Genomic DNA, 18,290 nt, shown 5'->3' with positions numbered 1-18,290 from the left:
GCACATTTCAGGAAAGCGAGTGACTTCCATGATTATATGGGTGAACGGCGCTTTTGGCTCCGGTAAGTCCCAAACGACATACGAACTGCACCGGCGGATACCCGGCTCGTTTTTATACGATCCCGAAAACGCGGGATATTTTATACGCAAAAATGTGCCTTCTTCCACGGCGCTGGATGATTTTCAAGATTATCCGATGTGGCGGGAAAGCAATTACGGCATGCTGAACTACATAAGCGGCAAATTTGACGGCGTTATCCTCGTTCCGATGACGCTCGTCAACCCGGTTTATTTCGACGAGATCGTGGGAAGGCTGCGCCGGGATAACAGGACGGTTCACCATTTCGCCCTCTGCGCATCCAAGGAAACGCTGCTCACACGATTAAGATCGAGAGGAGAAGGCGCGAATTCGTGGGCGGCCCGTCAGATTGACCGCTGCAGGGAGGGACTCTCGCAGGAAGTTTTCAAACATCACATAGATACGGATTTTTTGACGATCGGTGAAGTAAGCGAGGAAATCGCCGCCATTGCCGGGATACAGCTTCTCCCCGACAACAGGAGCACAATCCGGAAACAGGCCGACCGCCTGCTGACCCAGCTCAAACAAATCCGGTTCTAGAAAGGAAGTCGCCGTGACGACCATTCAAAACATCACAGGCTTGTTTCTGCTCGTGTTCGGAACGTTTTTTACTTTTTCGGCAGGCAATCTGTCGGCAGCGTTAATATGTCTGGTTGGCGGTTTTATGCTTATGTCCATATCTAAGCTTGTGGATTTTCAACAGGGGGCGTATCTGAGAGCGCTTGGAGTGCCGATAACGGCGGACCAGTTCCACCTGATTATGAAATATTCGCCGGAATATGCGGTAGAATCTGCGGATTTTGACGTTTATCCGGAAAGTCGTAAGGAATATGCTCTCATTCGTCTGGAAGGCGAATTATACTTGTCCGTACAGGTTTTTAAAAACGTAATGACCCAGGTGGAGAACGAGTATAAGTTCCGCTTTCCGGGGCGGGAGCCCATCAGCCTTCACCGTACCCTCTCGTTATACAAGGGGGCCGAGTTGTTTGATTACGGGGGACTCGCGTTTGTCAGCATTTCGGCATTAAATCTGGTAAGTAACATCTGCGAAGGCCGGCTCCTGCTGAATTTCGCGTTACGAGGGAGAGAGGCAGACCATTAAACTATTATTTCTTTGCAGCCGCAACAGGTGGCGAAGCTTAACGGCCGAGAAAGTGTTTAACGGGCTAAAAGATTGGCAGGTCCGTTCCGCCGGAACGGAACAGAACGCGCGAATAAAGGTGACGGAAGGTCACGTGGGCTGGGCGGACGTGATTTTCGTCATGGAGAAGAAGCATAAAAGAAGAATCGAGGACAAATTCGGCTCCATCGTGAGGCATAAGCGGGTGATTTGCCTAGAGATTCCGGACGAGTACGGATTTATGGACGAGGAGCTCATCGAACTCCTGGAATCCCGGGTATCGGACTATTTTCCTCTCACGGAAAACGAATGATTTTTCGGCGTGGGGGATTGCATTTTTGAAGCGGAAGGACAGGGTTTGGAGAAGGATGTCATCTGAACGCTTATCTTAGCGTTTTATGCGGTTGCCCGGGAAATGAATCGCTTATTTCTCCGATTATTTCCTGAGGGTCAAACATGTGGGGAATGGAGGGACGCGACTTTGGAGGTAAACGGGGAAAACGGGATCGGCTGGCTGACACTGGCGCTCATCAATGCGGGTCTGGCCCAAGGGAAAAACAGGAGCGGATTAAACTGGTTTTTCATTTCGCTGCTGATCGGGCCGCTGGCTACTCTGCTTATTGTCGTTTGGGATAGAATCCCGAAGGAGCCACAGCGGAAAAGAATGTACTAAAAAAGAGCTGTCTTCCCCTGGGGGAGACAGCTCTTTATACTATCGGAACCGGGGAGCGGAATGATACGCCGGCGCCCCGATGCGGGTCATCTCTACGGCGATAGAGCCCATGAACTGGGCCAGTTTGCGGATAGCGATCACGCCGACAGGAGCGGCCAGGATGCCGATTCCCGTATGGATCAGGGAAAGCTGCATGGAATCGATCCGTTCGTTCATCAGGAAGAAGTTCAGCTGATCCTGAAATATATCGATGTGGAGGGTCTGAAGAAGAACCCAGTACACAATCGGAGAAACCAGCAGAGCCAGGACGACCGAGGCAATCGAGACCGCGAACGCAAAAGCGAGAATGCCAAGAGGCAACCGGATGAACTGCCAAAGCAGCGCGCTGAACGATCTTGCGTCGACCAGCTCCGCGCCGAGCAGGGCCCAGAAGGACTTCCGTTCTCCCCGATGAGTGCCGCCGGACGTTTCCGCCTTGGTCTGCGGTTCCAAGCAGAGCAGCCGGGAGGCGAGTCGGGCGTCCAGATCCGTTAGGTTCCGATTCGTCCGCAGTACAAACAGAAGAAGCGGGAATCCGATAAAAATCGGCATAAGCCCGATTGACAATGCGATCCCTACGACTGCATATACAAAGCCGAACAGTCCCATGGGAAGTAGAGCAAGCAAATAAAAAAACGATGCTGTAAAATCTGGCGATTTATTCAATGTCTTCCACCGTCCTTATGTGATCTGCCTAATAAGACGACGATGGAGGACGATGCCCTTCAAAACCTACAAAAACGGGATTTTGAAAGACTTTTTGTAGAACGGATACAGCCATTTCACACCGCTTGGCGTCAAGGTATCCGCGAACAGATGGGAGAAGTAGCCCGCGACGGCGACCATCATAATGCCTTCCAGCTTCAGCTGTTTCTCCAGCTCCATGCCGATGGCGCCCCAAGCCGCAAGCGCCCATACCGTGTGCGTCATCCCGCGGTGTTTCAACCAGGGAGCCCAGACGACAAAAGCGCCGAGTCCGATCAGCCATCTCATTTGAGTATTCCAGCCCCAGTAAATGAGGCCCGCTCCGACCAGACTGACCAGCGCGTTGCGGATGATCCCTTCCTTGGTCACGAAGCCGATCAGAAAAATCATGACCGCGATCGTCATCCGTTCCGGGTAAAACTGATGCTCCGTAAAAAAGAGGTAGGCCACGGCTGCTACAAGCAAAGCGCCTCCCCACAGAAACACTTCGCGCAGCCATTTGGAAATTTTGCCGAGCTTGCTGCTCAGCATGCTGGGACCGTCCAGATCCGCGCTCAACGCGGAGAAAGCGGCCACCGATATGTACACCGCAAAATTCGTTGGGGTAAAAGGATGAAAAGCGGACGCGGCAAGTCCGATGGCAGTGCCGATTGCGAGATGAGTTGAACCTTTCATAATGCCTCCGTTGACTGACGATGATAGGAATGCAAACATATGTTTGCTAAGACAGTATACAAGGAAAGCTCCATACGCACAAGGCATGGAGGAAAAATAAGTACTTCGGCGGAAATTCGAACTTCGGAGAAATCAACAGAAAAGACGCGGCACCCGTCAAAACGGGCTGCCGCGCCTTTTCTTGCATTTGTCTGCGTTCAATCAAAGAAATTACCGAAATTTTTGATATGGAAATCGGCATGGACATGGACTTGTACGGACGGATAGGCCTCTGCCCAGTCCAGCTTCTTCCACTGCGCATACCCCAGTTCGTTCCGGACATACCGGCCCAGCCCGATGCTATCGACGCCGTGTTTTTGCATAAACGAGAGGACCCTCTCGGAATGCTCCGAGATATAGGCCGACATCATCTTCTCGACCTTGGCGCTGTCATCCGTGCTTAAATTTAGTTTGCCGATATACTCAAGGACGCTTCCATGGACCACCATTTGTATATCCGCATGAAGAACGCCCTCCTCATCCCGGCGGATTTTAATTTTCCGCTTGCTGGAGATAGCGTTGAACATGATGGATTTGGTATCCTCGTCGTTCAAGGTAAATGAAAATTCGCCCTGCTTCTGATTCTGGTACAGCAGATTGAAAAAGATCATGTCTTTCGTAGGCAGCTTCGTGACATACACATCTTCTTTGAATAAACCGATCCCGCTGACTTCCAAATCATTACCGGAAATGCGGATGACGGTCGCGATGGGATCGATGCCTTCATCAAAATAATCCCGGACAAATTGATGGAGGAGAATGCGCGGCGTATTCTGAAGCTGGAATTCTTTTTGCAGCAGTTTATCTACATATTGTTCCGTTTTGGGATGCCCCGTGTAGTCCCGGTTGATGATATCGTGCGCTTCGCCTTCCGTCAGGATAATATTGGACCTTTTGGAGATCGAAGGATCGCGCAAGATGGAGTCCATGTTCCGACGCAACCCGGTTTTGGCCAGCTCGATGCCGTAAAGCAGGTTTCTGAGCTGGCCGCTGACCAGCGTCCGGCTCGTTTTCCGGGATAGCAGGTTTTTCGCCGCTTTGCTGCTCGAAGCTGTAATGGTCAGTATTTCGTCGTATCCGTCCCGGGACTCCCTCTCGATCACCGGGATACTGAGGGTGACCTTCATTTTGTTGTCGGGCGCCCAGTCATAAGCGGCGGATTGGATGTATCCGATCTTTTCCAGTATATTCTGGTCGCTTGAGCATCCGGTAAGGAAAAGCAGCGAAGGAAGAAAAAGATGCCGCATCTTAAACATTCGGCAGGCTCCTTTTACGGAAAAGTAGGACAACGAGGGCAAATACCGGAAGAAAGAACGCCAGCCCAATAATCATGACACTGAGATAACCGAACCACTTCTCCACGACCGTCAGGGTCTGGGCCATGTAAGAAATGAAAAACGTGACAAACATGATGGCTGCGGATAGATAGGTCCCTTTTATTTTGGGAACCAGCCTGCTAAGGGTCTCTTTGCTGGTCCAGAAATACATGGAGGACGTAACGATAACCGAAATCAGAAAAACGCTGTAAAGGAAATTCTGAATGCGTTCCATAAACGGAAATTTCAAATAAGCAAGCAAATCCAGCAGCGGGAAAGATTGAAGTTTAAGCTGGACATAGCTGAACACGCCGTAACAGATGAAGGTCACCATAAGATAGACGAACGTAACCACGAAATTTCCGATATAAACTCCCCGCATCCACTTGACGCTCCTGCTTGCGTAGGGAATGAAGAAGAGACTGATCTCGTAACCCATAGACGCGCTGTACATGGTGATGAATCCCTTGACACTGTTCTCTCCATCTTTAAAAAGGGAGGTGGTTAGCCGGACCGAATCAAACTCCGTCGTAAAAGCAACGAATATCGGGGCAAGCAGCAGCAAAAGCAGACAGAATATGATGTTCGCTTTCGAAATGGTATAAATTCCTTTGAGAAGAAGAAGCAGTACAAGCAGATCGACTACCAGCTTCAACACGATATCGGGCGTAGACGGAAAAATCAGAAGCTGGTAAATGAGCACATACTGCTTGACTACCAGGCATCCGATCATACTGAACACGGCGGTCATGAACAGGTAAAGCGGCGCCAGCACCCACTTGGAAATCGCTTTCTCTAGGATATCGAAGAAAGACTCTCCCTTGCCTAATTTGTTGACAAGCGAAATCAGGTAGATATTGAAGGTGGCGATTACACAGACGATCAGCATGGATGCCCATCCGTTCGTTCCGAAATAGGTGGCCGCGATCCGGGGAAGAGTGAAGAACACGACGCCCATCTGCGTATTGAAAACGAGAAATCCGACATGGTGGGTATACAATCTTTCCCTGGACAACGCAACCACCTACTTTTTGAGCTTGTTGTATTTTTTGTTCATCGACAAGGATTGGGCAGGCCGGCTTTTCAGGCTCCAGAAAGGGGCCCGGATAAAGATGTCCTTCCAGTCCTTTAATTTGAGGGGGGCGACGGGAATCGTATACGGAGCGCCCAGGCTCGTTAATTTGGCCAGGTGGATGATGACCAGTGCGATACCGGCCATTATGCCGAAATTGCCGAGCACGCCGGCGGCGATAACCAGACCGAAGCGGATCAGCCGGATGGAAGCGCTCATTGTATAGCTGGGAATCACGTAAGAGGCTATCGCCGAAGAGGCCACCGCAATAATCAGGATATTGCTCGTAAAACCCGCCTGGACGGCCGCCTGTCCGATGACGATACCGCCAACGATGCCGATCGTTTGGCCGATTTTGGTCGGGAGCCGGGCTCCGGCTTCCCGGAGCAGTTCAATCGTCGTCTCCATCAGAAGCGCCTCGAAAACGGGCGGAAAAGGGACGCGGCTGCGTGATTCCGTCAGCGTCGTGATCAGATTGTCCGGAATCATCTCGTAGTGGTAAGTCGTAACGGAGACGTAGAGAGCCGTAAACGAAATCGTGATGACAAAAGCCGTGTAACGCAGTAAGCGGGTCGCGGTGCCGACCGCCCAACGGCTGTAATAGTCGTCCGGCGAAATAAAAAATTCGAAAAAGGAAGTCGGTCCGCAGATGACCGACGGGCTCTGCTCGACAATAGTGACGACTTTGCCTTCCACAAGTTTGGAGGCCGCAACGTCGGGGCGTTCCGTGTTCAGCATAACCGGAAACAACGAGTTGGGAAAATCGTCGATGAGCTGGACGAGCATGGTTGCATCGAAGATCGCGTCCGTCTCGATGGCCTGTATACGCTGCGTCATCGTATTGACGTAATCCATGTTGGCGATTCCATCGATGTATAGGACGAATATTTTGCTGTTCGTAACCTCGCCTACGGTAAACGCTTGGACTTTCAGGCGGTTGCTTTTCACCCGCCTGCGGATGAGAGACAAGTTCGCTTCCGGAGATTCCGTAAAAGCGTCGTGGGGGCCGACGATAACGCCTTCCGTCTCCGACTGTTCGATGACCCGGACTTCGGGCCCGTAAATATCGACGGCATAGGCGGCCCCCTTGACGAACAGGGCGGCCCAGCCGCTGACGATTTTCTCGACAAGGATGTTTTCCTCGGTCACACGGAGAAAAATCGAATTTTGCAGCAGCTGGTCCGTTTCGTTCTCCTGGATATTTTCGAGCGGGGTCAAAATTTCACGCTCGAGCAAATCGGGGCTGACCATGTGTTTGAAATAAAAAAGCGTGATCTCCGGCTCCGGAAACTCCCGCTGGGTAAGATCGCTGCAGTCTTTAAACTGTTCCTTGATCCTGGAAAGCACGGGAGGATCGGCATGAATTTGCCGGATGACGGGCGAAGGGGGATTCGTACTGGAAAACAAACGTATCCATTTTTTGAAACGCATAGCCGATCACCTTTCCGGCGGTTTTTCCTATTTTGTGAAAAGAGGGAAGATTTATACCTCCTGTCCCCTTATTCGGCTTTAACGCACGAACGCATCCGACAACACGCAGAAAACCCGGGAAAGAGCCGATTTTTTTGCGGGCAATGGGGTAAGTATAAGCAGGCGCAGCCTTATTTGGAAAACTACGGAGTACGGAGAGGAGCCGGATGGATGGAAAATACATTTGAAGACAAAAGGTTGCCGGTTACGTCTATCAAGAGCGGGGAAGGGACCGAGGCCGCCCCGGACATCTACTGCCTCACCCTGCAGATCGTGAATGTCGTGTTTGTGGGGGAAGTCAGCAATCCGCAGGGCTGGGTGCTTGTGGACGCGGGAATGCCGCGTTCCGCGGACGAGATTATCCAAGCCGCGGAAAAGCGGTTCGGGACCGTGCCTCCGCGCGCGATTGTATTGACCCACGGTCATTTCGACCATGTCGGGGCTATCATCGAGCTTGTTAAGCGGTGGAACGCGCCTGTCTACGCGCACGAGCTCGAATTTCCTTATCTGAACGGCATGCAGGACTATCCGCCCGCCGACCCGGACGTGGACAGCGGACTCGTCGCCAAAATGTCTCCCGTTTTCCCGAACGACGGGATTGATCTGGGCAGCTATTTGCGCAAGCTTCCGCCGGACGGCTCCATACCCGAAATGCAGGACTGGAGATGGATTCATACGCCGGGACACACACCCGGGCATATTTCCCTTTTCCGGGACAAGGATAAGGCACTGATCGCGGGTGACGCTTTCGTGAACGTCAAGCAGGAGTCGCTTTATAAAGTGATCATGCAGACGCCGGAGGTAAACGGACCCCCGAAATATTTTACGACCGACTGGGAAGCGGCCAAAATCTCCGTCCGGTTTCTGGAAGGATTACAGCCGTCTTTAGCCGTCACCGGACACGGAAGACCGGTTTCCGGACCGGAATTGGCGGAAGGATTGCGAACACTTTCTGAACATTTCGAAGAACGGGCGATGCCGGAGAAGAAATAACGGCTGAAATCCCTCTTTTTTTAAGGTGAATTGTCTGAAAATTTGTCGAAAAAACCGGCAATCTATGAGGTTTTTACCAAAAAAGCCATAATTGCCGGCTAAATTGTGAACTCTTGTGACAAAATGCGCAATTTTTTTGGACTTTTCTATAGACTGCATTATAATAAGTATTGTAATTTCCACATTTGATGACGATACCTGAAATTGAGGAGAGATTCTCGACGAGGAGGGCTATCGTTATTGTTATGCTAGGATGTTCTATACGAGCAGAACTAATATCTTAAAAGTGAGGCGGAAAATTACAGCTATGAGGAATGAAGTGGAAGGCAGTCGGTGGCCCTGGGAATCTTATTACGGGCCGAACCTAGGTTACATTCAAGAGAAGTATGAGCAGTATCTGAACGATCCCGATTCTGTGGAAGCAGCTTATCGGGACCTGTTTGCGCGTTTTGGAGCGCCTCCGGCATCGGTACAAACCGTCCAATCCGAAGGTCAGGCAAACGCAGGAACCACTACCACCAGCGACCCGAACGTGCTGAAGAAAGTCGTCGCCGTCGGCAAACTGGTGTGGAATATTCGCACATACGGGCACTTAGCTGCCAACCTGGACCCGCTGGGTCTGAGCACCAACCCGGATACCAGACTTCTTGAGCCGGGCACATACGGTCTGACCAAAGAAGATCTGTTGGCAATGCCGGCTTCAATCGTGTGGGAAGAAGCTCCGTCCGACGTGGCGAACGGCTGGGAAGCGATCCAGCGTCTGCGTCAAAGATACTCCCAATCGATCGGTTTCGAGTTCAGCCATGTTCATGAGGAAGACGAGCGTAATTGGCTGAACCGTCAAGCGGAATCGGGCGCATCTATCGAGCCGCTGACCAAAGAAGAGCGGACCAAGCTTCTGGACCGCCTGGTACAGACAGAGCAGTTCGAAAGCTTCCTGCACCGCACGTTCGTCGGTCAGAAGCGTTTCTCCCTGCAGGGTACGGACGTACTTATTCCACTTTTAGACGAAATCGTTCATGAAGTCGTTCACGACGGAGCGGAACACATTCTGATGGGGATGGCCCACCGCGGACGCTTAAACGTGCTCGCTCACATTCTGGGTAAGCCGTATAAGAAAATTTTTGCGGAATTCCATCATGCGCCGAACAAAGACATCATTCCATCCGAAGGTTCCACGGGAATCAACTACGGCTGGACAGGGGACGTAAAGTACCACCTGGGTGCACGACGCTCAATCAAGGAAGGCGAAACTAGAGAAGCCAAGCTGACACTCGCGAACAACCCGAGTCACTTGGAGTTTGTAGGCGCAGTCGTTGAGGGCTTTGCGCGTGCGGCACAAGATAATCGTGAAAATCCCGGCTATCCAGAACAGGATCTGAACAAGGCGGCTTGTATTGTCATGCACGGCGACGCCGCGTTCCCTGGTGAAGGTATCGTTGCGGAGACACTCAACTTTACGAAGCTGACCGGTTACGAGAACGGCGGAACGATCCATATCATCGTCAACAACCGGGTAGGTTTCACGACCGACAGCACGGATTCCCGCTCCACTCACTATGCGAGCGACCTGGCCAAAGGGTACGAGATTCCGATCGTTCACGTTAACGCGGACGACCCGGAAGCATGCCTTGCGGCGGCGCGTCTGGCTTGCGAATACCGCAACCGGTTCAAGAAAGACTTCCTGATCGACCTGATCGGCTACCGTCGTTACGGACACAACGAGAACGACGATCCGGAAACGACTCAGCCGCTGATGTACGGCAAAGTGAAGAACCATTCGACGATCTCCGTCCTCTATGCGGAAAAGCTGAAGCAGGAAGGGCTCGTAGACGACAACGGCTACCAGCAGATGATCCAGAACATCCAGAATACGCTTCAGGAAGCGTACGAACTCGTCAAAAATCACCAAGGCAAGGGAAAGCGTGTCGCCGAGCCGGCTATTTTCGACGATCTCAAGAAAATCAAGACGGCCGTTCCGCTTCAGGAACTGCAGGAAATCAACCGCGAGCTGATTACATGGCCGGAAGATTTCAACGTCTACCCGAAATTGCAGCGTATCCTGGAACGCCGCGGAGACGCGCTTAACGAAGGCGGCAAGGTAGACTGGGCGCTCGCGGAGACGCTGGCGTTCGCATCGATCCTGGCCGACGGCAAGCCGATCCGGATCAGCGGACAGGACGTAGGGCGCGGAACGTTCGCGCATCGCCATCTCGTGCTTCACGATGTGAAGAACGGCTCGACCTACTCGCCGCTGCACAAGCTGCCTCAGGCGCGCGCATCGTTCGCGATTTACAACAGCCCGCTGTCCGAAGGCTCTGTCCTTGCTTTCGAATACGGCTACAACGTGTATTCGCCGGAAACGCTCGTGATCTGGGAAGCCCAGTACGGCGATTTCGCCAATGCGGCGCAGGTGATCATCGACCAGTTCATTTCCGCGGGCCGCTCCAAATGGGAGCAAAAATCCAGTCTCGTGATGCTTCTGCCGCACGGCTACGAAGGTCAAGGACCGGAGCATTCCAGTGCCCGTCTGGAACGTTTCCTGCAGCTTTCCGCAGAGAACAACTGGACGGTCGCGAACCTGAGCAGCGCGGCGCAATATTTCCATATTCTCCGCCGCCAGGCTGCCATTACGGAACGCGAAGAGGCTCGTCCGCTCGTTATTATGGCGCCGAAAAGCCTTATCCGTAACGCGCGCGTATCGTCCGACGGCAAGGAATTCAGCGAAAGCTCCTTCCTGCCGGTCATGGAACAGAAAGGCCTTGGCGATCAGCCGAAGAAAGTGAAACGTCTTGTGCTGACCACCGGTAAAATGGCGATCGATCTGGAAGAAGCGCTTGAAACTTCCGAAGACCGCGATTTCTCGTGGCTTCATATTGCCCGTGTAGAGCAGCTTTACCCGCTGCCGGAACAGGATATCTCGGAAATCATCGCGAAGTTCCCTGGACTGAAAGAAATCGTCTGGGTACAGGAAGAACCCCGGAACATGGGCTCCTGGAACTTCATGGAATCCAGAATCCGTTCCCTTGCGCCGGATAAAGTCAACGTGCGTTACGAGGGTCTGCCTGACCGCTCCAGCCCGGCCAGCGGCTTCCAGGAGATTCATACGTTCGAACATAACCAGATCATCTCGCTAGCTCTTAAACAACCGGAATAATAAACCTGCATAGGAGGTCACCATCGTGGCTGATATTAAAGTGCCTGAATTAGGCGAATCTATTACTGAGGCAACCATCTCTAAATGGCTTGTGACTGAAGGAAGTACGGTAAGTCAAGGCGACTTGCTTGTTGAACTTGAAACGGACAAAGTAAACCTGGAAATCAGCGCGGAACAAGACGGCGTCCTGTCTGAGATCCGCAAGCAGGAAGGCGACAACGTATCGGTCGGCGAAATCGTCGGCGTGATCGGCGCTTCCTCCGGCGCACAGGCGTCTGCGGCTCCTGCAGCAGCGCCTGAGGCTCCGAAAGCGGCGGAAGCTCCTGCAGCTTCCCCGGCGGCTCAAGCTCCTGCCAAAGCTCCAGCGGCTTCCGCAGCGGATAGCGACAGCGCGTCGCTGGCCGCTTCGCCGGCAGCCAGAAAGCTTGCCAGAGAGCGCGGTATCGACCTGAGCCAGGTCAAATCGCAGGATCCGATCGGCCGCGTATACTCGGACGACGTGAAGTCCCACGGCACGCAAGCGGCACAACCGGCGAGCGCGCCGGCTGCCGCGAAGTCTGGGGGCGCCGGACAAGCCGCACAGCAAGCGGTACCGGGCAAACCGGTTGAGCGCAAGCGCATGTCCCGCCGCCGTCAGACTATCGCGAACCGTCTGGTGGAAGCTCAGCACACGGCTGCCATGCTGACGACTTTCAACGAAGTCGACATGACGGCGATTCTCGACGTGCGTAAACGCCGCAAGCAGGCGTTCCTTGACAAGCACGATGTGGGTCTGGGCTTTATGTCCTTCTTCACGAAAGCGGTCGTTGGCGCGTTGAAGAAATTCCCTCATCTGAACGCCGAGATCGACGGAGACGATATCGTAGTGAAGCAGTTCTACGACATCGGTATCGCTGTATCCGCGAAAGAAGGTTTGGTCGTTCCGGTCGTTCGCGAAGCGGATCGTCTGAGCTTTGCGGATATCGAGAAGCAAATCGGAGACCTGGCCGGCAAAGCGCGTGCCAACACACTGGCGCTGTCCGACCTTCAAGGCGGTACGTTCACGATTACGAACGGCGGCGTATTCGGTTCCCTGCTGTCCACACCGATTCTTAACGCTCCGCAAGTGGGCATTCTGGGCATGCACAAAATCCAGATCCGTCCGGTTGCGATCGATGCGGAAAGAATGGAAAACCGTCCGATGATGTACATCGCGCTTTCCTACGATCACCGTATCGTAGACGGCAGCGAGGCGGTTCGCTTCCTCGTAACCGTCAAAGAACTGCTCGAAGATCCGGAATCCCTGCTGCTTGAAGGTTAATCGCTCAATTTGAGCGCTAACCGACCGGCACGTACCCCCAGCTTATTGACATAAAAGCCTGCTGAGCATTTGCTCGGCAGGCCTTTTTGCAAATAATGTCCCGTTTGCCTTTCAGATATCGATCTAATTAAGGGTAATAATTATTAACAAGATTAATGAACGGATTTCAGACAAACTGCTCCTGCTTTTTCTTCTGATCCGTCACGGTACTCGGCTGTCGGTTCTTATTCCGGCGGTTCCGGCACAGCGTGGGATTTGTCAGATAAGCAGGCTGCTTTTAAAATTCAGGAAGCTACGGCTGTCATAGTACTTGCATTTCTGGGTAATGAATGAAGAGAAGCGGGATTTAGTGATGACCATTCGAAGGGGGAAGAAGAGATGAAGATCATGATTACGCAAAGCGAGGCGCTGGAAAAGGGAATCTGGCCCGAAGTGATGAAAATGTTCGGCTTGAATCAAGAGGACGATGTGTGGGCCAACGAAGAATTTGTCCTGACCGAAGAACAGGCTAAAGCACTGGGACTGATATCCTAAAGAATCGCCCGGAAGAGAGGGGATGGGAAATTCCCGGATTCGGTGTATAATAGGCTTCGAAGGTTTTGATGAGAAAGGAATGCTGACATGCTAACGATTACAGCTTTTAGTGCAGAACTTGTAAAAGACCCGTTCGGGATTATTTCGGGAAAGCGTTATGAATTTAATCTGGAGGTAGACGTTCCGGAAGACGACGAGCTGTACACGGCTAACGGAATCTATCTGCGGGTCATATACGGCGTGGACGAAGGCCAAAGCCGGATAATCAAGTACGATCTCCATGAAAATTCGACGGATACCTACCTCGAGTTCGATCTTGAGGACGAAGAGCTTGCGGTCGTCGATACGTTCTGCAGGGAGCATCTTCCGCAGAACGAATAAAATGCGGGGATGAGGGGACGGCTTATTGCCCGGACCAATCCCGCCATGCTGGCTGGCAAGAGGCTTACCAGGCGCGTCTTCGGATGGCCGCGGGAAGCCTTTTTTCATGCTTTTTTGCTGTGTAGGAGGGAACCGCCGCTGTTTGAGCGCCAAACGGATGCCGGCCGCCGCATAAAAAGCCTGTTCCTACAGGAACAGGCTCGGCAGATGTAAGTAAGGATTGCGAAGGGATTGCAGGGGTTAATCCGTAACGTCTTCGGACGCCGTGTCTTCGACGGCTTCTTCCGCTTCACCGGTTCCATCGGCTTCCGGGACTTCGCCGTCGACCTCTTCTGTACTGTCTTCTAAGGCATCCGCGTCCGGGGCGACATCTTCCGCCGTTTCGGTTTCCGCAGCGTCGGCGGCGCTTTCCGCCTCCGCTTGGGCTTCCCGGGCTGCTTCTACCTCGCCGGCAGCGGCTGTTTCTGAGGCTGCGGCTTCTTCTTCAGACAATTGAATTTCATTTTCGGACTCTGCCATCGTTCATCCCTCCATTTGTACACTTAGTTCTCTAAGCGCATCCTAAGCATACCAAACGGAAAGCGAAGAAAATGTCGGAGATTGAGAGCGAATTCATTAAAATCTTATAAATCCTGGGACATCCGGACCATATCGATAACCTGCATCCCGTTCTCGTAGATTTCTTCGGCATAGTGCCGGACGAAAAAATCTTTGTCGATTCCCGTAATCCGGAATCCGCACTTTTGATAGAGCGCAAGCTGGGCGACCCCGGTGCTGCCTGTTCCGATTTCGATCGTTTTGAAGCCGATCTCCCGGGCCTGCCCGACGGCATGGAGAACCAGCTCCTTGCCGTAACCTCTGCCGTGACAATCCTCGCGGACCGCCACGTTGACGAGCTCGACCGTCCCCGGGCGGGTCGGCAGCAGCACATAGACGCCTATCACGGTCCCGTCCGCAGCCGCTCCGGTAAAGCAGCGTCCTCTCTGTACGTATTCCCGAACCAGTTCTTCCGAAGGGTCGGCAAGCAGAAGCAGGTCCATCGGATAAGGTTCGCCATGACGCAGTTCCGTAATGTTCATCGTTTTTTTCTCCTTTTATACGATTTCTGTCTTCTAAATAACTCCACACCTTTACTCGTATTAAACATCCGTCTCCCAATTCCTGTCTCGTGAAAAGGAAAAACGCCTTTCGGCTCGAATTATTTGGGGTAACAGCAATCGGGAGGCGCAAAAATGGAACCTATCGTAAACTACTACAGCCAATTTGACGAGTGGGGGAGGCTGGACCGGGAACCGTGGGAATACACCATCAATTTGTCTTTTATAAAAAAGTATCTGCCCGCCGGCTCCGCTGTTCTGGATAACGGGGCGGGGCCGGGCAAATACGCCATGGAGCTGGCTCGTCAGGGCCATGGCGTGACCTTGGCCGACTTGACGCCGAAGCTCGTGGAAACGGCGCGAAGCAAAGCCGGCGAGCTGGGGCTGCTGGACCGGTTCCGCGGCTTTCACGCAGCCGATGCCAGGGACCTCAGCCTGTTCGGAGACGGGCAGTTCGACGCCTCCTTGATGCTCGGGCCGCTTTATCACCTGCAAGCCGCTGAAGACCGGGTGAAGGCGGTAGGCGAGCTTCACCGGGTAACCGCCAAAGACGGCTGGGTCTTTGTCGCTTTTATGCCGCGGATAAGGCACCTCGCCAATTCCCTGCGAGATCCGCTGAATTGGAAGCCGAGCGATACGGTCCGCGGGCTGGAGGCTTTCGCCGAAACGGGCCGCTTCGATCACAGCGATGACGGGCGTTTTACCGGCGCGTACTATTTTCCGGTAGGCGATATCATCCCGTTCATGGAGACGAACGGCTTCGGGACGGTCAAGCTGATCGGTTCCGGAAGTATCGCCAGCGGAATGACGGAGGAGCAGTGGGATTACTGGCGCTCACAAGGGGAGGAAGTCTCCAGGAGAGTAATGGATCTGATCCTGCAAGCGGCCGAAGATCCGTACAATCTAGGCTCTTCCTCGCACCTTTTGTACGTGGGCAGGAGACTTTAAAGCAGGCGTCCGATTATTCTCTGTATAGGGATTGGAATAAGATGATATTAACGCTATAATCGAGTTAGGATTTTTAGCTCTTTTTGCGATCCATTTCAAATTCAAACGAAGTAAGGAGCCTTTATTGATGGAAAAAACATTGATTTTCGGACACAAAAACCCGGACACCGACACCATTTGTTCCGCACTCGCATATGCAGACCTGAAGACCCAGCTTGGCGAAAACGTAGAAGCGGTCCGCCTGGGAGCCGTAAGCGGCGAAACCCAATTCGCGCTGGATACTTTTAAGGCAGAAGCTCCCCGTCTTGTCGAGACGGTTGCCGGCGAAGTCAAGACCGTTATTCTCGTCGATCATAACGAACGTCAGCAGAGCGTTAGCGACATCGATCAAGTGCGCGTAGCCGAAGTCATCGACCACCACCGCATCGCGAATTTCGAGACGAGCGGCCCGCTTTACTACCGCGCCGAACCTGTCGGCTGCACGGCGACGATTTTGAACAAGCTGTACAAAGAAAACGGCAAGTCCGTTCCGCAAAACATTGCCGGACTGATGGTGTCCGCCATCATTTCGGACACGCTGCTGCTGAAATCGCCGACCTGCACGGAGCAGGACGTGGCGGCCGCCCGCGAACTGGCGGAGATCGCCGGCGTTAATCTCGAAAGCTACGGACTGGATATGCTCAAAGCGGGCGCGGACCTCAGCGACAAAACGATCGAGCAGCTCATTTCGCTGGACGCGAAAGAGTTCCAGATGGGCTCCCGCAAGGTGGAAATCGCGCAGGTAAACGCGGTGGACACGAATGAAGTACTCGCCCGCCAGGACGAGCTGGAAGCGGCTTTGAACGCGATTATCGAGAAAAAAGGGCTGGATCTTTTCCTGTTTGTCGTAACGGATATTCTTAACAACGATTCCGTCGGTCTGGCGCTCGGCTCCTCCGCCAAAGCGGTTGAAGAAGCGTACAACGTAACGCTTGCCGACAACAAAGCGGTGCTGAAAGGCGTCGTTTCCCGCAAATCGCAGATCGTTCCCGTTCTGACAGACATTTTGAGCAAATAAGACTTTAAAAATAACGGCCGCCGGGCATCCAAGCCTGGCGGCTTTTTAACATTTTTTTACGGTGCCTCTTGACGAAACGGTCATTCGGCTTTTATTATTTATTTATCGATAAATAAAAAGGGGGTGCGGAATTGGTTGTCCGCGAAGATCGCAAAGAACAGATTATAAATGCAGCCGTTGGAATATTCGCGGAACTCGGATATTACAAAACAACGACAGCCATGGTGGCTAAAGCGTCGGGCGTGACTCAGCCGTATGTGTTTCATTTTTTCAAAAGCAAGGAAGAACTGTTCAAGGCGGTGATTGACCGGGCCGTACAGCGGCTCTATGATGTCTTCATACAGGTGGAAGCTTCAGGGGATCTCATTCTGGAATCAATGGGCCAGGCGTTCAAAGATCTCATGCGGGCTAACCGGGCGGAAATGTTGATGGTGTTGCAGGCGCCTGCCATATCAGAGCCCGAAATCCGCAGGCATATGAGCGAGAAGTTTGCGCTGATACACACCACAATCGTGCGAAAATTCGAAGAATCCGGAGTGGACGAGGTCGAGACGGCAGCCGGAAATTTCATGGCAATCGGACTTCTGATCGTAACTTCGGATGTGCTGCAGCTTCCCGAGATGCTTCCTTTCAAAGATTTGAACTGCTAGGAAACCTAGCAAGGCGGCACGTTAAGGCTGCCTATTTTTTTGCAGGATTATTTATTGACTAATAAATAAATATTTAAGAATAGGATGTGGGCAAAATGAAACCAGCTTTTTATAACGGGCATGACGGCTCCAAATCGATGTTTTCCGGCGAACGCGTACTAATCTGGACGGGTTTGGCAGGCTTGGTCCTCGCCGCTTTTATGGCGGTTTATATGACCTTATACGGAAGCCGGGTCCTCCCGGAAGGCAATGTGGAAAGCGCCTTTTCCTTTAACGCGGCGCTAGGTGTTTTCATCTTGTCGATAGCGGCCATTCTCCCATTGGCCGGAATGGGCAGCCGCCCGCGCAAAGTATTCCGCTGGCTGCTCGCATTTACGGCAGGAGCAGCTTATCTGCTGGAATCCGTCCAGCATCTGAGGGGAATCAATCCGCGGTTTACACAGGCGGGCTCCGCCGTCGATCACATCGCAGGCATCACCTTCGGTCTTGACTCCATGCTGCTGATTGTTCTCATCGTCTGGCTTGCCGCGGCTTTTTTCAGAAAATCGGTACTTGCGGAGCGACCACTTGTTATTCTCGGCATCCGTTACGGGTTTCTCTCCACGATGGCGGCCGTCGCGGCGGGTATCGGCATGATCGTGCTCCAGAGCCGCTTCACCGGCTCTTCGGGCAATCTGATTGTTCTGCACGGGCTGGGGTTTCATGCGGTTCAGACGCTTCCGCTGCTTGGCTGGCTGCTGGAAAAATCGGATGACGCGCAGTCCCGCAAAGTCATGCTCGTCCACGCCGGTTCACTCGGCTGGATGCTGGCGGTCGCGGGCATTGGATTCCAGACGGCTTCGGGCATGTCCGTCGCCGAGCTGTCGCCCTGGACGCTCACGGCAGCCGCCGGAATGCTCGTGTGGCTCCTTGCTCTGGGCACGGCTCTCCGGAAGTCGGTAACCGTAACCTGGAGAGTCCGGCCAGAGGCACCGAAGCTTTAACG

20 protein-coding genes are annotated in these 18,290 nt (G+C 53.0%); 13 read left to right on the top strand and 7 right to left on the bottom strand.

Annotated elements, in window-relative coordinates:
• The first annotated feature begins 28 nt into the window (after nt 1-28).
• From HMPREF1207_RS02115 to HMPREF1207_RS02100, 4 genes are all read left to right on the top strand, one after another.
• A complete protein-coding gene (locus HMPREF1207_RS02115; RefSeq protein ID WP_036739407.1) occupies nt 29-619 on the top strand; it encodes an AAA family ATPase in 591 nt (196 codons plus the stop codon).
• A 13-nt stretch (nt 620-632) separates the two neighbouring features.
• Complete coding sequence (locus HMPREF1207_RS02110; protein WP_009672770.1) at nt 633-1,181, top strand: hypothetical protein; 549 nt, start codon at nt 633-635, stop codon at nt 1,179-1,181.
• 52 nt (nt 1,182-1,233) lie between these two features.
• Nucleotides 1,234-1,512, top strand: coding sequence for a protein-tyrosine-phosphatase (locus HMPREF1207_RS02105; RefSeq protein WP_009672693.1), 279 nt, complete (start codon nt 1,234-1,236; stop codon nt 1,510-1,512).
• A 168-nt stretch (nt 1,513-1,680) separates the two neighbouring features.
• Nucleotides 1,681-1,872, top strand: coding sequence for a hypothetical protein (locus HMPREF1207_RS02100; protein ID WP_009672779.1), 192 nt, complete (start codon nt 1,681-1,683; stop codon nt 1,870-1,872).
• Between the two features lie 39 nt (nt 1,873-1,911).
• Here HMPREF1207_RS02100 and HMPREF1207_RS02095 read toward each other — a convergent pair whose 3' ends face one another.
• From HMPREF1207_RS02095 to HMPREF1207_RS02075, 5 genes are all read right to left on the bottom strand, one after another.
• Nucleotides 1,912-2,577 carry a sensor domain-containing protein gene (locus HMPREF1207_RS02095; RefSeq protein ID WP_009672737.1) on the bottom strand — a complete coding sequence of 222 codons (666 nt, stop codon included), beginning with the start codon at nt 2,575-2,577 and terminating at the stop codon, nt 1,912-1,914.
• 66 nt (nt 2,578-2,643) lie between these two features.
• The gene (locus tag HMPREF1207_RS02090; RefSeq protein WP_009672882.1) at nt 2,644-3,291 is read right to left on the bottom strand and encodes a metal-dependent hydrolase; all 648 of its coding nucleotides are present in this window, start codon (nt 3,289-3,291) and stop codon (nt 2,644-2,646) included.
• 197 nt (nt 3,292-3,488) lie between these two features.
• Nucleotides 3,489-4,586 (bottom strand): Ger(x)C family spore germination protein, encoded by a 1,098-nt coding sequence (locus HMPREF1207_RS02085; RefSeq protein ID WP_009672744.1) that lies wholly within the window; start codon nt 4,584-4,586, stop codon nt 3,489-3,491.
• On the bottom strand, nt 4,579-5,670 hold the full coding sequence (locus HMPREF1207_RS02080; RefSeq protein ID WP_231391996.1) for a GerAB/ArcD/ProY family transporter: 1,092 nt from the start codon (nt 5,668-5,670) through the stop codon (nt 4,579-4,581). The genes HMPREF1207_RS02085 and HMPREF1207_RS02080 overlap by 8 nt, the downstream gene beginning before the upstream one ends.
• The gene (locus HMPREF1207_RS02075; protein WP_009672856.1) at nt 5,671-7,149 is read right to left on the bottom strand and encodes a spore germination protein; all 1,479 of its coding nucleotides are present in this window, start codon (nt 7,147-7,149) and stop codon (nt 5,671-5,673) included.
• Between the two features lie 210 nt (nt 7,150-7,359).
• Between HMPREF1207_RS02075 and HMPREF1207_RS02070 the strand changes: the two genes are divergently transcribed.
• The 5 genes from HMPREF1207_RS02070 (at nt 7,360) to HMPREF1207_RS02055 (ending at nt 13,553) form a co-directional block, all read left to right on the top strand.
• Complete coding sequence (locus HMPREF1207_RS02070) at nt 7,360-8,181, top strand: MBL fold metallo-hydrolase (RefSeq protein WP_009672760.1); 822 nt, start codon at nt 7,360-7,362, stop codon at nt 8,179-8,181.
• Between the two features lie 307 nt (nt 8,182-8,488).
• Nucleotides 8,489-11,338, top strand: a complete 2,850-nt coding sequence (locus tag HMPREF1207_RS02065; RefSeq protein ID WP_009672912.1) for a 2-oxoglutarate dehydrogenase E1 component — start codon at nt 8,489-8,491, stop codon at nt 11,336-11,338.
• A 25-nt stretch (nt 11,339-11,363) separates the two neighbouring features.
• Complete coding sequence (odhB, locus tag HMPREF1207_RS02060) at nt 11,364-12,638, top strand: 2-oxoglutarate dehydrogenase complex dihydrolipoyllysine-residue succinyltransferase (protein ID WP_009672834.1); 1,275 nt, start codon at nt 11,364-11,366, stop codon at nt 12,636-12,638.
• Nucleotides 12,639-13,016: 378 nt separating this feature from the next.
• The gene (locus tag HMPREF1207_RS29610; RefSeq protein WP_009672761.1) at nt 13,017-13,172 is read left to right on the top strand and encodes a hypothetical protein; all 156 of its coding nucleotides are present in this window, start codon (nt 13,017-13,019) and stop codon (nt 13,170-13,172) included.
• Nucleotides 13,173-13,259: 87 nt separating this feature from the next.
• A complete protein-coding gene (locus HMPREF1207_RS02055) occupies nt 13,260-13,553 on the top strand; it encodes a DUF6509 family protein (protein WP_009672835.1) in 294 nt (97 codons plus the stop codon).
• A 240-nt stretch (nt 13,554-13,793) separates the two neighbouring features.
• Here HMPREF1207_RS02055 and HMPREF1207_RS02050 read toward each other — a convergent pair whose 3' ends face one another.
• The gene (locus tag HMPREF1207_RS02050; protein WP_009672717.1) at nt 13,794-14,072 is read right to left on the bottom strand and encodes a hypothetical protein; all 279 of its coding nucleotides are present in this window, start codon (nt 14,070-14,072) and stop codon (nt 13,794-13,796) included.
• A 104-nt stretch (nt 14,073-14,176) separates the two neighbouring features.
• Nucleotides 14,177-14,632, bottom strand: coding sequence for a GNAT family N-acetyltransferase (locus HMPREF1207_RS02045; protein ID WP_009672880.1), 456 nt, complete (start codon nt 14,630-14,632; stop codon nt 14,177-14,179).
• Between the two features lie 153 nt (nt 14,633-14,785).
• Here HMPREF1207_RS02045 and HMPREF1207_RS02040 point away from each other — a divergent pair, with 153 nt between their 5' ends.
• The 4 genes from HMPREF1207_RS02040 (at nt 14,786) to HMPREF1207_RS02025 (ending at nt 18,288) form a co-directional block, all read left to right on the top strand.
• Nucleotides 14,786-15,598 (top strand): class I SAM-dependent methyltransferase, encoded by an 813-nt coding sequence (locus HMPREF1207_RS02040; RefSeq protein WP_009672806.1) that lies wholly within the window; start codon nt 14,786-14,788, stop codon nt 15,596-15,598.
• A gap of 127 nt (nt 15,599-15,725) precedes the next feature.
• The gene (locus tag HMPREF1207_RS02035; protein ID WP_009672724.1) at nt 15,726-16,655 is read left to right on the top strand and encodes a manganese-dependent inorganic pyrophosphatase; all 930 of its coding nucleotides are present in this window, start codon (nt 15,726-15,728) and stop codon (nt 16,653-16,655) included.
• Nucleotides 16,656-16,786: 131 nt separating this feature from the next.
• Entirely contained in the window at nt 16,787-17,305 is a 519-nt protein-coding gene (locus tag HMPREF1207_RS02030; RefSeq protein WP_009672732.1) for a TetR/AcrR family transcriptional regulator, read from the top strand.
• Between the two features lie 95 nt (nt 17,306-17,400).
• Nucleotides 17,401-18,288, top strand: coding sequence for a hypothetical protein (locus tag HMPREF1207_RS02025; RefSeq protein ID WP_009672902.1), 888 nt, complete (start codon nt 17,401-17,403; stop codon nt 18,286-18,288).
• Nucleotides 18,289-18,290: the final 2 nt, after the last annotated feature.

The organism is Paenibacillus sp. HGH0039, from assembly GCF_000411255.1.
Lineage (GTDB): Bacteria > Bacillota > Bacilli > Paenibacillales > NBRC-103111 > Paenibacillus_F.
This window is presented reverse-complemented; position numbering and strand designations above follow the sequence as displayed.

Bases quoted from the DNA above. Each gene is read 5' to 3' on its own strand.
- HMPREF1207_RS02115 (WP_036739407.1), top strand. From the start codon at position 29: ATGATTATATGGGTGAACGGCGCTTTTGGCTCCGGTAAGTCCCAAACG.
- HMPREF1207_RS02090 (WP_009672882.1), bottom strand. From the start codon at position 3,291: ATGAAAGGTTCAACTCATCTCGCAATCGGCACTGCCATCGGACTTGCC.
- HMPREF1207_RS02085 (WP_009672744.1), bottom strand. From the start codon at position 4,586: ATGTTTAAGATGCGGCATCTTTTTCTTCCTTCGCTGCTTTTCCTTACC.
- HMPREF1207_RS02075 (WP_009672856.1), bottom strand. From the start codon at position 7,149: ATGCGTTTCAAAAAATGGATACGTTTGTTTTCCAGTACGAATCCCCCT.
- HMPREF1207_RS02070 (WP_009672760.1), top strand. From the start codon at position 7,360: ATGGAAAATACATTTGAAGACAAAAGGTTGCCGGTTACGTCTATCAAG.
- HMPREF1207_RS02065 (WP_009672912.1), top strand. From the start codon at position 8,489: ATGAGGAATGAAGTGGAAGGCAGTCGGTGGCCCTGGGAATCTTATTAC.
- HMPREF1207_RS29610 (WP_009672761.1), top strand. From the start codon at position 13,017: ATGAAGATCATGATTACGCAAAGCGAGGCGCTGGAAAAGGGAATCTGG.
- HMPREF1207_RS02055 (WP_009672835.1), top strand. From the start codon at position 13,260: ATGCTAACGATTACAGCTTTTAGTGCAGAACTTGTAAAAGACCCGTTC.
- HMPREF1207_RS02050 (WP_009672717.1), bottom strand. From the start codon at position 14,072: ATGGCAGAGTCCGAAAATGAAATTCAATTGTCTGAAGAAGAAGCCGCA.
- HMPREF1207_RS02045 (WP_009672880.1), bottom strand. From the start codon at position 14,632: ATGAACATTACGGAACTGCGTCATGGCGAACCTTATCCGATGGACCTG.
- HMPREF1207_RS02040 (WP_009672806.1), top strand. From the start codon at position 14,786: ATGGAACCTATCGTAAACTACTACAGCCAATTTGACGAGTGGGGGAGG.
- HMPREF1207_RS02035 (WP_009672724.1), top strand. From the start codon at position 15,726: ATGGAAAAAACATTGATTTTCGGACACAAAAACCCGGACACCGACACC.
- HMPREF1207_RS02025 (WP_009672902.1), top strand. From the start codon at position 17,401: ATGAAACCAGCTTTTTATAACGGGCATGACGGCTCCAAATCGATGTTT.